A 15,423-nucleotide genomic window follows, 5' to 3' on the forward strand; every position below is an offset into this window, starting at 1 on the left:
CGATAAGATGAAACATATATTAAAATGCATGAAAGTGTTCAATGGTGTGTTGCTTGCCGGAGGCTTGTTGTTTACCGCTTGTACCGACCATTATGAAAGTTGGAATATCAATCCGAATGAAGTAACTCCCGAGCAGATGGAACGCGATAATCTCCTGACGGGAGCCTATTTCACGCAGATGGAAAGAGGTATTTTCGTAGTAGGTAAAGACAAAGGTGGCTTGTTTGAGGAGACTCAAATGCTGACCGGTGATATTTTTGCCAGCTACTGTGCTCCTATTAAAACATGGAACTATGCCGGAGAGCAGGACAACGATTGTTACAAACTCTATCCGCAGTGGTACAACTCTCCGTTTAGCACCGCTTATACAGAGGTGATGCAGCCATGGCGGAAAGTCGTGGATTGTACTAGTGAAACATCCCCCGCACGCGCTATGGCTACTATTGTCAAGGTGTTCGGTATGAGTCGTATTACAGATAAGTATGGTCCCATCCCTTATTCAAAGTTTGGTACCGGCATTCAAGTAGCCTACGATAGCCAAAAGGATGTATATTATCGTTTCTTTGAAGAATTGTCAAATGCCATTGAGGTGCTCACCAGCTACAACAGTCGTACTTCCGAGCCTTACTTGGAAGACTATGACTATATTTACAATGGTAATGTGGCGAATTGGATAAAGTTTGCTAATACTCTCCGTCTCCGTCTGGCAATGCGTATTTCTTATGTGGATCAGACAAAGGCCCTGGATGAAGCTAAAGCAGCAATAGATCATACTATCGGGTTAATGACTTCCGTTAGTGACAATGCCGTTTTGAAACAGTCTGTATCCTTCTCTTTCATTAATGAGTGGTGGGAAGCATTTGAAAGTTTCAATGATTTTCGAATGAGTGCCACTATGGATTGTTATTTGAAAGGCTTACAGGATCCGCGTTTGGCATCTTACTTCAAGGTTGCGAAGAAAGATGGAGCATATCATGGAGTCCGTAATGGACAAACCAGCCGTAGTCAGGGCACTTTGTCTGAAGCAGCGTCTAGCATGAACGTAGGACAGGCTAGCTCTATCCTCTGGATGGATGCCGCTGAAACATATTTCCTTTTGGCTGAAGCTAAACTGCGTTTAAACTTGGGAGATAAGACTGTGAAGGAATATTACGAAGAAGGTGTGAAGACCTCTTTTTCTTCCAAAGGTGCTTCCGGTGCGGAGAGTTATCTTGATAATGATGTAAATGTACCGTCAACTTCATTCATTGATCCGACAAACGGACGTAATACCGATGTAAGTCGTATGGTTTCGACTTTGACAGTGAAGTGGGATGATTCGGCTTCTCCTGATAAGAAACTCGAGCGCATTATGGTGCAGAAATGGATTGCTCTTTTCCCGGACGGGCAAGAAGCGTGGAGCGAGATGCGGCGTACTGGTTATCCCGGCATTGTGACTATCAACACAAATGCTTCCGGTGGAGAAGTTGCCACTGGAGAGCTTATCAGCCGTTTGAAGTTCCCTACGAAGGAATATTCTGACAATGGCGAGAACACACAAGCTGCTGTTTCCCTGTTGAAAGGCACGGATATTGCCGGCACACGTCTTTGGTGGGATGTGAAAAGGTGATCAGATATATAATGTAGAACAATCTAACTAAGTAATCAGAATATGAAAACAATGAAATACATATTGGCCGCACTGACTGTGGGCGGTATGATGGCCTCATGTAATACAGACATAGAGTCGTTGACCATTCAGCGACCACTGACTTACGACGACCAATACTACCAGAACTTACGCGACTACAAAGCGAGCGAGCACGAAATTGCTTTCGGATGGTTTGCACAGTATGGAGCGCAGAACTCTGCCGCTGTTCGTTTTATGGGATTACCTGACAGCCTTGATATTTGCTCTATGTGGGGTGGCATTCCGGCAACAGAAAATACGGAGATTTGGGAAGAAATCCGCTTCGTGCAGAAAGTGAAAGGAACCAAGATGCTTTGTGTGGCAATCACCCGTATCGATGCGGAAACAGATGACCATGCTTTCAAGCAGGCTTACAATGAAGCGAAGGCAATGCCGAGTGGTGAAGAACGGACTGCCGCACTCAATCGTTCTTTTGAAATGTATGCCGAATATTTCCTCGATCAGGTATTTCTGAACGATCTCGACGGTTTTGATGCGGACTATGAGCCGGAAGGTGACTTCTTGAGTGGCTCTAACTTTGAATATTTTTACAAACACATGGCAAAGTACATGGGACCGAATCCGGACATCACTAAGGAAGAACGTTTACAGCTCATCGAAGAACGCTATGGTAAAGAAATCGCTTCACAGGAAGGTATCTGTGATAAAATGCTCAATATCGACCAGACCAGTACCAGCATGACTAGCCTTATCCCGTATAGTAACTATTGCTTCCTTCAAGCTTATGGCGGTGGTACGGGAGCAGGCGGATGGCCTGATGAAAAAGTGGTGTACTGTTGCAATATGGGTGATAACTGGCAGGGAGATATGCAGTCTATGTACAACCAGGCACGCTACAAGCCCGCGAACGGCAAGCGTAAAGGTGGCTTTGGCGCATTCTTTATCCATCGTGACTATAATGTACATGAATACAATCCTGAACCTTACTATCGGTTCCGTCAGTGTATTCAAATACAGAATCCGGCTATCCATTAATTAACCTTTTAATGAAAGATGACAATGAAAAGTAGAAAAAATCTATTTTATATAGGTATGTTCGCCCTCTGTGGCATCGGTCTTGCCGCTTGTGGTGACGATGAGGCTTATGATGTTTATGGCGATCCATTTAACCGGGTATACACACTGGATAACTCTAAAACATACAAGATTGTGCAGACTCCTATTAGTACAGTCAGCAACGTGGATTTTAAATGGCCGGTAAAATGCTCGAGGAAAGCAGACGGTACCATTAAAGTGGCAGTGGAAGTGGACAACTCTCTGATTGCTGCCTATAATGAAGAGCATGGTACCGAGTTTGAAGCTATGCCTGCCGGAGCCATCGTACTGGAAAATGCCGAGATGACTATCCCTGCTGGAGAAATGGTCGTTGCTGACACTGTGCATGTGAAACTGACAGATGACGCTAGCGTGCTTTCTACACTTAAGAGCGAAAAGGGATACATCATACCTTTACGCTTGGTGTCAGCAGAAGGTCCTAATACAGAATTGAGCACCAATATGGTAGTACCTTCTTTCCTGACCATTACCGTGACAGAAGACAATGTAAATCATGAGGCCACTGAAGCCGATGTTACTGGTACGTTGGTAGCTGATCAGACAGGATGGAGTGTGGAGGTGTTGAGTGGTAGCGGATCAAATCTTAACAGATGGTTCGACGGAAATCCTCAATCTACTGCTTCCATTTCCGATTGGTCGAATTATAAGGCAGCTTTTACAGTCGATATGGGCAAATCTTATACTTTTAATGCCATTGTGGCGTACAGGGGCAGTTCTTGGGGGGACTATAATTCCATCAATGCTGGAGCAAAGATTAGTACCAGCGATGACGGTACGAACTTCAAGAGTGCCGGCGAAGTGACCGATAGTTCCAGGTTTATCGTGTTCTATGCACCGTTGACCGCACGTTATATTCGTGTGGAGACAACCTCTTATTCTGTAAACTGTGGCGTATTTAATGTTTATGCTAAATAATAATTAAAACCATGAAGAAATATACACTTTTATCTTTATTGGCTTTGTTGCTTTGTGTATCAGGCTGCAAGACCGAACCGGATTACAGTGATGCCGTTTACATGACCGGTACGCTGACTTCATCGAACGTAAAATTCCTGGTAGAGGGACAGTCTACTTTAGGATTGACCGTGACCTCCACCGATAAAGCGGAAACAGACGTGGCGGTAGGCGTACAGGTGGCTCCTCAATTACTGGAATCTTTCAACTCTTCTACCGGTCGTAACTGTCAAATGCCTCCTGAAGGCAGCTACAGTTTTGAAGGTGATGAAGTGATAATTCCTGCCGGACAAAACCAGTCTACACAAATCAAAGTGACTGCTGATTCCGAGAAATTACAGGAAGGTGTATCTTACTGTCTTCCCGTAACTATAACTTCCGTTTCAAACAGTGATCTGAAAGTTATGGAGAGTTCCCGCACTGCTTATGTCATGCTCACCAAAGTGATTGAAATTAAAGCCGCCTATTTGGCACGCCGGGGATATTTCAATATTCCTTCGTTTGGTGATCAGGAAAATAGTCCGGTGAAAGCACTCGGGCAGATGACATTGGAAATGAAAGTACTTCCTAAGTCTTTCCCTGTTGGGCAGGAAAAGAGTGCCAGTGGCATTAGTTCATTATGCGGATGCGAAGAAAACTTCCTTTTCCGTTTTGGTGACGGTGCCGGTAATCCTGTGAATAAGTTGCAGTTTGTGAAAGGCTCCATCGGTGCGGCATCTCATCCTGATAAGAAAGACCACTATGAATCGTGGGTAGAAAAAGAATTTCCTACCGGACATTGGTTGCACTTTGCTGCCGTATACGACGGTCAGTATCTCCGTCTTTATCTGGACGGTGAGCAAATCCATTTCGTAGAGACCAAGAATGGCGGAACTATCAACTTGAGTATGGCTTATGATGGTCATACCTGGGAAGACACGTTCTCCATTGGCCGTTCGGCCGGTAATGCCCGTTTCTTTGATGGTTACATTAGCGAATGTCGTGTGTGGAACGTGGCGCGTACATCCGCACAGATTGAAGATGGTGTTTGTTATGTAGATCCAACCAGTGAAGGACTCGTAGCTTACTGGCGTTTTGATGGCGAAATGCAGGATGACGGTACGGTGCTTGATATGACAGGTCATGGCCACAATGCAGTGCCCGGTGGAACTATCACCTACGTAGACAACCAGAAATGTCCGTTCTAAAAGAGGTAAAATAGAGATTGTTCTTTAGTACGATGAAGTCTGCTGTCGAATCGGTTTTGCTGTAAGGCATTGCGAGGGGGATGGCAGACTTCTCTTTTAAATAGCTTATTCGTATCTAAAAAAATAGTTATGCTAAGTAGAATCAGTAAATCACTATTGCTTACGGCTATGATGACAGGAGTTTCTTATTCCTTTGCACAGCAGCTTCCGGCAGTAGCCTATAAAAATCCGACTTTACCCGTAGAAACAAGAGTTGCGGATTTACTATCCCGTATGACATTAGAAGAGAAAGTCGGGCAACTTCTTTGTCCTTTGGGTTGGGAGATGTATGAAATCAAAGGCAACGATGTCCTTCCTTCTGACAAATTCAAGCAACTTATAAAAGACAGAAATGCGGGAATGCTATGGGCAACCTATCGTGCCGATCCGTGGACAAAGAAAACATTGGCAACCGGACTGAATCCCGCATTGGCTGCAAAGGCAGGAAATGCCTTACAGAGGTACGTGATGGAGAATACCCGTTTGGGAATCCCCTTATTCCTGGCAGAAGAAGCGCCCCACGGTCACATGGCGATTGGTACAACCGTTTTTCCTACCGGAATCGGGATGGCTGCAACTTGGTCACCACAACTGATTAATGAGGTAGGTAAAGCAATCGGTAAAGAGATACGTCTTCAAGGCGGACATATCAGCTATGGACCTGTGCTTGATTTGGCCCGTGATCCCCGTTGGTCTCGCGTGGAAGAAACTTTTGGTGAAGACCCTGTATTGACGGGGGAAATAGGAAAAGCGATGGTGGAAGGATTAGGTGGTGGTGATTTGTCACGTCCATACAGCACGCTGGCTACTCTCAAACACTTCCTCGCTTACGGTATCTCGGAAAGCGGACAGAACGGGAATCCCTCTTTTGCAGGTATACGTGAACTGCATGAAAACTTTCTGCCGCCATTTAGACAAGCTATCAATGCCGGAGCATTATCCGTAATGACTTCGTATAATTCGATGGATGGTATTCCTTGTACAGCCAATCATTATCTCCTGACCGAACTTTTGCGGGATGAATGGAAGTTTAAAGGGGTTGCCGTTTCCGATCTATACAGTATCGAAGGTATTCATCAAAGCCATTTTGTTGCTTCTACAATGAAAGAGGCGGCTGTAATGGCCTTATCTGCCGGAGTCGATATTGATCTCGGAGGCGATGCCTATATGAATCTTATGGATGCGGTGAACCGGAAGGAAATAAGTAAAGAAATCCTTGATATAGCCGTGAGCCGTGTACTTCGATTGAAATTTGAAATGGGATTGTTTGAAAATCCTTATGTAGATTCCGGAAAAGCGAAGAAAGAAGTTCGTAGCAAAGAATACGTTACTTTGGCACGCCAAGTGGCACAAGCCTCGATCACCTTGTTGAAAAATGAGCACTCTCTGCTTCCGTTGAACAGGCATGTGAAAGTTGCGCTGATCGGACCTAATGCTGATAACCGCTATAATATGTTGGGAGATTACACCGCTCCGCAGGAAGAAGAGAATGTAAAGACCGTACTGGATGGAATCAGAACAAAACTTACTTCCTCACAGGTGGAATATGTGAAAGGTTGTTCCATTCGTGATACTGTGGCATCTGATATTGAACAGGCCGTTGCAGCCGCCCGGCGTTCCGAAGTCATTATCGCTGTGGTAGGTGGTTCCAGTGCCCGTGATTTCAAAACCAGTTATAAAGAAACAGGTGCGGCCATTGCTGATGAAAAGACAATCAGCGATATGGAATGTGGTGAAGGATTCGACCGGGCAACGCTTTCTTTATTAGGAAAACAGCAGGAATTGCTCAAAGCCTTGAAAGCTACTGGAAAACCATTAATAGTAGTTTACATTGAAGGGCGTCCTTTGGATAAAAACTGGGCATCTGAAAATGCTGATGCACTGCTGACGGCCTATTACCCGGGACAAGAGGGAGGAAATGCCATTGCTGATGTTTTATTCGGTGAATTTAATCCGGCAGGACGATTACCATTCTCTGTGCCCCGTTCCGTCGGACAGATTCCGGTATACTATAATAAGAAAGCCCCCCAAAGCCATGATTATGTAGAAATGTCTGCTGCTCCGCTTTATCCTTTCGGATATGGTTTGAGCTATACCACTTTTGAATATTCAGATTTACATCTGTCAGCTCTGACACCACACTCTTTCGAAGTTTCATGCAAAATCCGGAACACCGGAAAGTACGATGGTGAAGAAGTTGTTCAACTTTATTTGAGAGATGAATATGCTTCAGTAGTGCAACCGTTGAAGCAATTGAAACACTTTGCACGCCTCTTTTTGAAGTGTGGAGAAGAACAGGAAGTGAAGTTTGTTCTGTCCGAAGAGGATTTTGCACTTGTCGATCGGAATTTGAAAAGGGTGGTAGAACCGGGAACTTTCCAAATAATGATCGGTGCTGCTTCTGATGACATCAGATTACAGACGAAAATGGAGATAAAATAGGAGATACTTCGCCTCTATTCATCTATGAAATAAAAATATCAAAGTTAGATCTCATAATCATTTGTACCTATTTTATTGTCATACTGTCAGAATTCTATTCAAGTAGATGAATATCAGCACTCTATCACCTGACAATAACCATTGATAATAGGCTGACAATAAAATATCTCTACTTTTATTGTCAGCCTTACTTTTATCTCTTATGATACCTTTATTACCTGATAAACAGTACCTTTATAAGTGTGCTTCGAGGTAATTCCGCATTTTTGCAGTAATCTCCCGAAGTGATATACTTTATTGTCGGACAATGAAATACCGCTTTTTTTCTTCAGATAATTCAATATTTCGACCGGAGTAAGAAATTCTCCTTCCTCTTTCGTTTGCGCAGCTTTAAAATATTGATAAAACAATTGCAGCATAGCCGGTGTTTGCTCAAACTCACGGTTGTTTTCAGTCATAATCTGCTCATCTTCGCTATCAAACCAATAACGCTCACCATGATAAATCTCGTGCATGGCTTGTGCATAAAGCTGTTCATAATCTATTGGTTGTGTAGTGTCGATGTTTCCCGTCACTTCAATGCAGATAAAACGACGGCTTCCCGAAGGATCAGTCAGCAAATCCTTCTGATTGCTTGTGCCGATAAATGAAGCATATCGTTGCAATTCAAGTACCGAGCGACCATGCGGTTTCCGAAGATTGACCACGGGCTTTTGGAGAATATGTTTCAGAAATCCCTGTTGCGTCAGAGTAATCTGGTCGAACTCATCAATGTTGATGAGCGCGAACCGATTCAGATACAGTTCCGCATCCCGTTTCTGGCTGAAATCAATGCTGTCCGTATAGTAAGCTCGAAGTGCAGGCGGAATCATTTCACGGCAGAAAGTTGATTTATGAGTTCCCTGTGCCCCTACTAATATGGGTGATGTACTATTCGCGTGCATTTTATCTACCCCTCTCCAATGCGAAACCATATTCAGGAACCAACGATGGAAAAGCAATTCCCAATGTGGATTGTTGCAAGGAACCCTGTTTGCCAAAGCATGAATGCGGTCTTTACCGTCCCAATGCGGCAAATGAAACAGAAATTCTTCCAATGGATTATAGATAGGCACACGGTTGGAATGTAAGTAACGGTCTATATCCCTGTCCCATACCCCGATTCCTTCAGATTGGGCGTCCAGCATAATACTGTTTTGCGCCCGTTTGTCGATGGGATGGAAATAGAACTGAAATGAGAAACGCTCCCGGTATTCCACCTCCCCGATCTGCGTATTGTAGCGAAACTCATAACGACGATTCATAAATTCGTCCATTTGCAGGCTAAGGCGTTGTTCTTTAGTCAGGCAGTTGCCTTTGGGCACTCCCTTACATTCCTTATACACGTTTCTTATCATTTCGCGTACCAGCATCGGATTTTTTCTTTTGTAATAACGCATGATGGTGCGTCTGGTTGCCTCCTCTTCCGGGATGCCTGAATAGTAGCAGTTTTCGGCAAGCGGGACTACTAAAGTTTGCAAATCATGATCGTTCCGGTGCCAATCTGTTTCCATTTCTTCGAATGTTTTCCGCAATGCCGCTTCATAGAGTAATGCTACAGTATCTTCCGTATCATATCCCGGCAAGGCACGATTCAATGGAGATGTTTCAGAGCTCGATTTCTCATGATAAGTCATCTCGCCGGGCATACCGATAGGTTGTGAAAGATAGAAAGGGACAGGGGTGGAACGATAAATCAGGTCCGGATCATAGCTAAGACGTGAGAATTGTTCCAGTTTCGGCTCTTTTAGCAGAATGTTGAAAGGGAGTTGAGGCTGATAACATTTGATGGCGAGGCGATAGGCATGCGCTTGGAACACTTCGGCCTCTTCCGTTGTTTGTGGCAAAGTGCCGTCCGGTCGGGTGAAGCAAGTCCATATCTTGACACTTTTACCGCTTGCCCCCATGAAGGCCAACATTGTCTGGGGAAGTTCGGCAGCCTTTTGCTTCACAATATCCACTTCTGCTTTTCCGGCTAACGGACCAATGGTCAGTTCTACAATACCATTGTAGGTTTTCATTCGTTTCACTCCGTTCACTCGCCCGAAAGCTGCGGCAGGAATCACTCGTGGTAGTTTGCTGGCGAGGGAACAAGGTTCATCGGGCAGAACAAAATGCAGGGCCTGACGTAGTCCGGATACCGGGCGGAGCTTGGTTTCTTTCTTCATTTTCTCTATCAGCAGGTCAATGTCCATCACGCTTAGTGCTTCCGTATCTCCGTTTTCCCTGATTTGTGTAATCTTCATTTCTTTTTATCTTGAATTTTATAGACCTGTAAGTGTTTGTTATAGGTTTCAAAGGTACGGATAAGGTGCTTGTAAAACAAACTATTTAGGATTTATCATGATAAAGAATAGACTTTCTTAATTCAGTTTTTTTTTAATTTGCAACTAATGACGTTCGGAACTAATGATGCTGGGACTGATACATTGGAAAGTGGGTATGGATGTGCTGTCTACCGTGTATTGTTATGATAAGAAGCAGGTATACTTCCATTCACCTGCCGGTATAGTTCCGCTAAAGTGTTGGTATCTTTAGTTCGTCACGGCCATGACGAGATCTTCCCACGGCCGTGGGAAGGTAAAGATACCGTTACTCTAGCCGAACAATACCTACTTGTTAAGTGAAAGATACTTATGGTGCTACTTCTATCTGACTCAGTTTCTTCATTGCTATCATAATATCCGGTTTTAGGAAGTATAATAGTATTATTTGTGATTGTTGAAGTTATCATCCATGTCTCCACATCCTCTACGTAATAAGATTCACCTGTTTCATGATTATACCGGCGAATTTTTTAGCTTCCAGCAACTTTTTTACTCACCTGCAGGATATTACCTTCCCCCGGGAAACGAAATAGCCAATAGGACAATGCCTGCCACAAATTCTCCCCAACATACCGAACGGAAGATTACAAAAGAAGAATATGCAGCATTCATTTGGATATGTGTTGAAATATATGTTAATTTGCGGTCTAAGTCATAATAAAATGGATACTTCTCACATCAACGCCGATATCCTGCATAAAAATATAAAAGATATATACAACGAATATCATGACTCTTTATTGGCATTCGCCAAGAGTTATGTTATGCGGGAGGATATTGCGCAAGATTTAGTACAAGAAGCATTCATAAGACTATGGGAAAAAGACCATGACTTTTTCTCGGAGGTGGCTTTGCGTTCTTATCTGTTTGCTTCAGTCAAAAATCTTTCTCTCGACTATTTGAAGCATTTGGATGTAGAGACCCGCTATGCAGAAGCGTATATGGAAAAAACATCCCAAGAAGATGTGATTGATGAACAGTTCGACAAAGAAGTAATGGAGCTCCTTTTTAAGACAATCGACTGCCTGCCCAAACGTTGTCGGGAAATCTTTTTATTGCATCTGGACGGATTAAGCAGCACAGAGATTGCTGATAAACTCTCCCTTTCGATTGATACCGTACGGACACAAAAGAAACGCGCCATGAAATTTCTAAGAGAACATTTTCAAAGCCAGTCTTCTCCCAATATTTCATTTACTTTTATCTTTTTTAAATTACTCTGCTCCATTTAAGAAGCAACTGACAGCTATACATCGTTGTCTTTCAGGTCTTTCAGTTTTCTTCTAGTTATCTGAACAATAGCGGATTGCACTGGAACCCTGATTCCATGTCTTTACTGATGGAAAGTCTCTGTATTACTCAATGACTATCAGATGATTGCCGGATAAACCTAAAAAACATCACCATTCTTCATTTTTTTTTAAATTCTTGTACCCAATTTAAGGAAGTTTGTCGTTTTAATAATAAAACGATAGTCAACATGAGAAAAAAAGAACTTTTAGTTAAGTATATCTTAGGAATACTTAGCACAAAAGAACGACAGTTATTGGACTTGTGGATGAAAGAATCTCCGAACAATGCTCTTTATTTGGAAAAACTTAAAAAGAGAAACTATAGCGAACGATATCAAGAATATAAGCGCTCCCATCGGAATTTCAGCGTCCGGCAATCCGGTTGGAAACACGTGCTTGTGCAAGCGGCTTGCTGGACGATCCCTGTGCTAGTGGCATTCAGCCTATATCTCGGACTGCGCTCGGACAAAGAGATACAAATAGAACCGGGCACCTCAAAGGCGATTCTTTATCTCGACCCAACTACCAAGATTGAGTTGGGAAACTCTAAGGAATTTGAATGGATACGCTTGAACCGGCTGGATATGGTTGCTGAGAAACAAGGCATTCTGGATTACCACCAAACTTCTTCCCGACAAGACATACACCAGAACAACCTTTTGGAAACACCGCGCGGAGGCGAATATCGTGTCATTCTGGAAGACGGGACCCGGATACACCTGAATTCACAATCCACCCTTTCTTATCCGGTCTGTTTTGAAGCGGACAATCGAACCGTAGAGCTTACCGGAGAGGCCTATTTTGAGGTAGCCAAAGATCCGAAACGTCCTTTCATGGTGAAAGTGAATGGAGTGACCGTACGGCAATATGGAACAAAATTCAGCATCAACGCGCGTTCTCCCCAAAATACGATGATTGTTTTGGAAGAAGGTTCCATCGGAATGATTTCTCCCGATGAAGATGTAAGAATGCTCAATGCCGGCGATGTGGCTGTTTGGGATCGAGTTCACTCTACAATTTCAATTACTGCTCCCGAAAGCTTTGAGGCTTACGTGGCATGGCATCGCTCCCGTTTTGTCTTTGACGATCAATCATTGGGAGAAATCATGGAAAACCTTTCACTTTGGTATGACATGAACGTACAATTCGAAGATGAGGCTCTCTCTAAAAATACATTTCACCGGTAGCGTGGGACGCTACGAGAACGTCAACATTCTTTTGAACGCGATTGAAGCAACGTCTAGCGTCAAATTCCACATAGACGAGCACCAAATAACCGTTATGAATAAATATTAAAGAATACACAATGAAAAAAACAGCGAGAAAGAAGAAGCTAATGTGGATAGCTACATTAGTTTCAGGACTTTTATTATGTCAACCGACAAGCGTATGTGCACGGGAGGTGAAAACAGACGTGCATGAGACGGATTGGTCATGGGATAAGGAAAGGACGGTGACTCTAAATTTGAAAAGAGCGACAGTCAAACAATTTTTTGATGCTGTGCATCAACAGACCGGATTGGATTTTGTGTACAACACGAAGCAGATGGCTGCTATGGAACCTATCAGCATTTCGGTAAAGAACGAACCGATAGAGAAACTGCTGAACTTGGTCTTCGGAAAGAAAGGATTCACTTTCAAAAGAAACGGGAACATGGTGACTGTCGGTCTGGAAACGCAAAGTCAGAAAACCCCTGTTCCGTCGGGGGCAAAGCTGCAGAAACAAAAAGTGACAGGGCGAATCTATGACCAGCAAGGAGAGCCTCTAGTCGGAGCGAGTGTCCGCATAAAAGGGACTAACATCGGCAGTGTAGCGGATATCAATGGAGTGTACGAAATAGAAGCGGAACCCAATGCCGTATTGCAATTCAGCTATATCGGAATGGAAGCTCAGGAAATCATCTATAAAGGAGGGAATAAACTGGATGTATCGCTCAAAGCTGATAATAAAACCGAATTGGAAGCCGTTGTCGTAACCGGTATTTTCCAAAAACCGAAAGAGAGTTTTACAGGAGCTGTCTCTACCATCACTTCTGAACAACTGAAAATGTACAAGGGACAGAATATGCTGCAAACATTACGCAATGTAGACGCTTCCATCAATCTGGCTGTCGATAATATTTCGGGTAGTAACCCTAACAACCTGCCCAATATCAATATCCGCGGTACCTCCTCCCTGCCTATGAGCGTAAAGGAATTTAACGAAGGTGTAAAGGGAGAAGTCAATACTCCGCTGATCATCATGGATGGTTTTGAGATTTCACTCACCAAACTGATGGACTATAATGACAATGATATTGAATCCATCAATATCCTGAAAGACGCATCGGCTACAGCCTTGTATGGCTCACGCGGAGCCAACGGAGTCATTGTAATTGTTTCAAAACGCCCGGTTTCCGGTCGGCTGAAAGTGACAGGTACGATAGGACTCAACCTCGAAATGCCCGATCTTACTTCATACGATCTGCTGCATGCCGCAGACAAACTAGAGCTGGAACGCCTGACGGGACTTTATGTATTGGAAGGTTATCCTACGACAACGATAGAGCGACAGGAAATCTACAACGGACGTTTACGAAAAGTCCTTTCCGGTGTAGACACTGACTGGTTGAGCAAACCGCTACGTACAGGAGTCGGGCAGCGTTATAATCTGCGAATGGAAGGCGGCAATGAAGAATTTCGCTGGAGCACTTCCGCTGACTATAACGACACGCAAGGAGCTATGAAAGGTTCTTCACGTAAAGTTTTCAATGGAAGCATTACCTTAATGTATTCCATTAAGAATCTAATTTTCAAAAATCAGACCAACATAGGGATAACTAACAGTAGGGAAAGTAATTACGGTTCATTCAGCAATTATGCCAATCAACAACCTTACAATGCTCCCTATGATGAGAATGGTAATATTGTGCGTTATTTCGACGACTTCTATGCCAATCCGAACTCAAGGACGCAGAATCCGCTTTATGACGCGACTCTCAACTCATTTGATAAAAGTAAATATCAGGATATAAGTAATAATTTCTCTATTGAATGGAATATCTTTGACGGTCTGAAATTACGTGGACAATTAGGAATCAGCGGTCAGACACACTCCAGTGATTATTTTTTGCCGGCAGAACATTCCAAATTCAATACCGATGAATACAAGAGCGCCAGTGGATATTTTCGCCGGGGACTTTACCGCTACGGTACAGGAGAGAACCAGAATTACGATGGTGCCCTCACCCTGTCTTATACCAAAATTATTGCCGACAAACATCAGTTATATACAGGTCTGGACTATTCCATTACCGAATATAAGTCACACTCGTATGGATTTGAAGCGGAAGGTTTCAGCAATGAGAATATGAATTACATAAACAATGCATTGCAATATAAGAAAGACGCGACTCCTTCAGGTTCTAAAAGCACCAATCGCCGCATTGGTCTGACAGCCAATGTGAACTACACTTATGACAACCGTTATTTCCTCGATTTATCTCTGCGTATGGACGGAAGTTCCAATTATGGGACCGACAAGAAGTACGCTCCTTTCTGGAGTACCGGTATCGGATGGAACCTGCATCATGAGTCATTTCTGAAAGAAAACGATGTGCTCACCCAACTGCGTTTAAAAGCCTCCTATGGAGAAACCGGTTCCATGAATTTCTCAAGTCTGGCGACGGAGACCTCCTACAAGTATGTAACCAACAACAAATACCTGAACTGGACGGGAGCTTACCTCGTTGGTTTAGGAAATCCTGACCTGACATGGCAAAAGACGGCTCAATACAATGTCGGTCTTGAGGTCGGTCTGTGGAACGGAAGATTTTCAGGAACCTTCGATTACTATGTGAAACAGACCAACAATCTGCTGTCTTCTATGAATATTCCTCTTTCAATGGGCTTTTCTTCGTATGCCGCCAATGTGGGGGAGGTGAAAAATAACGGGTTCGAAATAGGATTGAACGGTATCATACTCCGTAATCCTGCGCATCACTTTTCATGGTCAGGACGCGCCCAATTGGTATACAACAAGAACCGCATTGTCAAGGTATCCGAAGCTATCAAAGCTCAAAATGAAGAATACTTGAAACAAAATGTAGATGTAAGCAGTCTTTTCTATGAAGGACGCCCGCAAAACGGTATCTATGCCGTGCGATCATTGGGCATTGATCCCAGCTCGGGTAAAGAAATCTTTTTAGAAAAAAACTAAGATTTTCTTTTAATCGGCTGATTGATAAAGCGTAAAGAGCGATAAGCCTGGTAATTGGTAGCGATTTGGTAGCGGTGCTAATTTCAGTGCATTGCTTTGCTTCACTTTTAGAACTGATACAAATATACTAATTTTGACCGAAAAAGAAAAAAACAGGAGATTTTTAGTTTTCTGTGTAAACGGAAAAACAAGAAAAGTG

At 43.4% G+C, this 15,423-nt stretch carries 10 protein-coding genes; 9 read left to right on the plus strand and 1 reads right to left on the minus strand.

Annotation, left to right across the window (positions count from 1 at the left end; all coding sequences use genetic code 11):
• Positions 1–7: 7 nt before the first annotated feature.
• The 5 genes from NXX38_RS09670 to NXX38_RS09690 all read left to right on the plus strand — a co-directional run bounded on the left by NXX38_RS09670 (position 8) and on the right by NXX38_RS09690 (position 7,368).
• A complete protein-coding gene (locus NXX38_RS09670) occupies positions 8–1,609 on the plus strand; it encodes a SusD/RagB family nutrient-binding outer membrane lipoprotein (protein WP_258979378.1) in 1,602 nt (533 codons plus the stop codon).
• A gap of 51 nt (positions 1,610–1,660) precedes the next feature.
• Complete coding sequence (locus tag NXX38_RS09675) at positions 1,661–2,665, plus strand: glycoside hydrolase family 18 (protein WP_254883910.1); 1,005 nt, start codon at positions 1,661–1,663, stop codon at positions 2,663–2,665.
• 24 nt (positions 2,666–2,689) lie between these two features.
• The gene (locus NXX38_RS09680) at positions 2,690–3,661 is read left to right on the plus strand and encodes a BT_3987 domain-containing protein (RefSeq protein WP_258979379.1); all 972 of its coding nucleotides are present in this window, start codon (positions 2,690–2,692) and stop codon (positions 3,659–3,661) included.
• 11 nt (positions 3,662–3,672) lie between these two features.
• Entirely contained in the window at positions 3,673–4,887 is a 1,215-nt protein-coding gene (locus NXX38_RS09685; RefSeq protein ID WP_258979380.1) for a DUF1735 and LamG domain-containing protein, read from the plus strand.
• Between the two features lie 171 nt (positions 4,888–5,058).
• A complete protein-coding gene (locus tag NXX38_RS09690) occupies positions 5,059–7,368 on the plus strand; it encodes a glycoside hydrolase family 3 N-terminal domain-containing protein (protein ID WP_258981910.1) in 2,310 nt (769 codons plus the stop codon).
• 200 nt (positions 7,369–7,568) lie between these two features.
• Here NXX38_RS09690 and NXX38_RS09695 read toward each other — a convergent pair whose 3' ends face one another.
• Positions 7,569–9,653: a BT4734/BF3469 family protein gene (locus NXX38_RS09695; protein ID WP_258979381.1), complete on the minus strand. Its 2,085-nt coding sequence runs from the start codon at positions 9,651–9,653 to the stop codon at positions 7,569–7,571.
• Positions 9,654–10,396: 743 nt separating this feature from the next.
• Here NXX38_RS09695 and NXX38_RS09700 point away from each other — a divergent pair.
• From NXX38_RS09700 to NXX38_RS09710, 4 genes are all read left to right on the plus strand, one after another.
• The gene (locus NXX38_RS09700; protein ID WP_148363943.1) at positions 10,397–10,966 is read left to right on the plus strand and encodes an RNA polymerase sigma-70 factor; all 570 of its coding nucleotides are present in this window, start codon (positions 10,397–10,399) and stop codon (positions 10,964–10,966) included.
• 248 nt (positions 10,967–11,214) lie between these two features.
• Complete coding sequence (locus tag NXX38_RS09705) at positions 11,215–12,213, plus strand: FecR family protein (protein WP_258979382.1); 999 nt, start codon at positions 11,215–11,217, stop codon at positions 12,211–12,213.
• The gene (locus NXX38_RS26895; RefSeq protein WP_409013804.1) at positions 12,179–12,322 is read left to right on the plus strand and encodes a DUF4974 domain-containing protein; all 144 of its coding nucleotides are present in this window, start codon (positions 12,179–12,181) and stop codon (positions 12,320–12,322) included. Before NXX38_RS09705 ends, NXX38_RS26895 begins: the two co-directional genes overlap by 35 nt.
• Before the next feature lie 10 nt (positions 12,323–12,332).
• On the plus strand, positions 12,333–15,224 hold the full coding sequence (locus NXX38_RS09710) for a SusC/RagA family TonB-linked outer membrane protein (protein ID WP_258979384.1): 2,892 nt from the start codon (positions 12,333–12,335) through the stop codon (positions 15,222–15,224).
• The last annotated feature ends 199 nt before the right edge of the window (positions 15,225–15,423 follow it).

Source organism: Bacteroides sp. BFG-637 (genome assembly GCF_024793605.1).
Classification (GTDB): domain Bacteria; phylum Bacteroidota; class Bacteroidia; order Bacteroidales; family Bacteroidaceae; genus Bacteroides; species Bacteroides vicugnae.

Bases quoted from the DNA above. Each gene is read 5' to 3' on its own strand.
- NXX38_RS09690 (WP_258981910.1), top strand. From the start codon at position 5,059: ATGACAGGAGTTTCTTATTCCTTTGCACAGCAGCTTCCGGCAGTAGCC.
- NXX38_RS09695 (WP_258979381.1), bottom strand. From the start codon at position 9,653: ATGAAGATTACACAAATCAGGGAAAACGGAGATACGGAAGCACTAAGC.
- NXX38_RS09685 (WP_258979380.1), top strand. From the start codon at position 3,673: ATGAAGAAATATACACTTTTATCTTTATTGGCTTTGTTGCTTTGTGTA.
- NXX38_RS09670 (WP_258979378.1), top strand. From the start codon at position 8: ATGAAACATATATTAAAATGCATGAAAGTGTTCAATGGTGTGTTGCTT.
- NXX38_RS09700 (WP_148363943.1), top strand. From the start codon at position 10,397: ATGGATACTTCTCACATCAACGCCGATATCCTGCATAAAAATATAAAA.
- NXX38_RS09680 (WP_258979379.1), top strand. From the start codon at position 2,690: ATGAAAAGTAGAAAAAATCTATTTTATATAGGTATGTTCGCCCTCTGT.
- NXX38_RS09675 (WP_254883910.1), top strand. From the start codon at position 1,661: ATGAAATACATATTGGCCGCACTGACTGTGGGCGGTATGATGGCCTCA.
- NXX38_RS26895 (WP_409013804.1), top strand. From the start codon at position 12,179: ATGAGGCTCTCTCTAAAAATACATTTCACCGGTAGCGTGGGACGCTAC.
- NXX38_RS09705 (WP_258979382.1), top strand. From the start codon at position 11,215: ATGAGAAAAAAAGAACTTTTAGTTAAGTATATCTTAGGAATACTTAGC.
- NXX38_RS09710 (WP_258979384.1), top strand. From the start codon at position 12,333: ATGAAAAAAACAGCGAGAAAGAAGAAGCTAATGTGGATAGCTACATTA.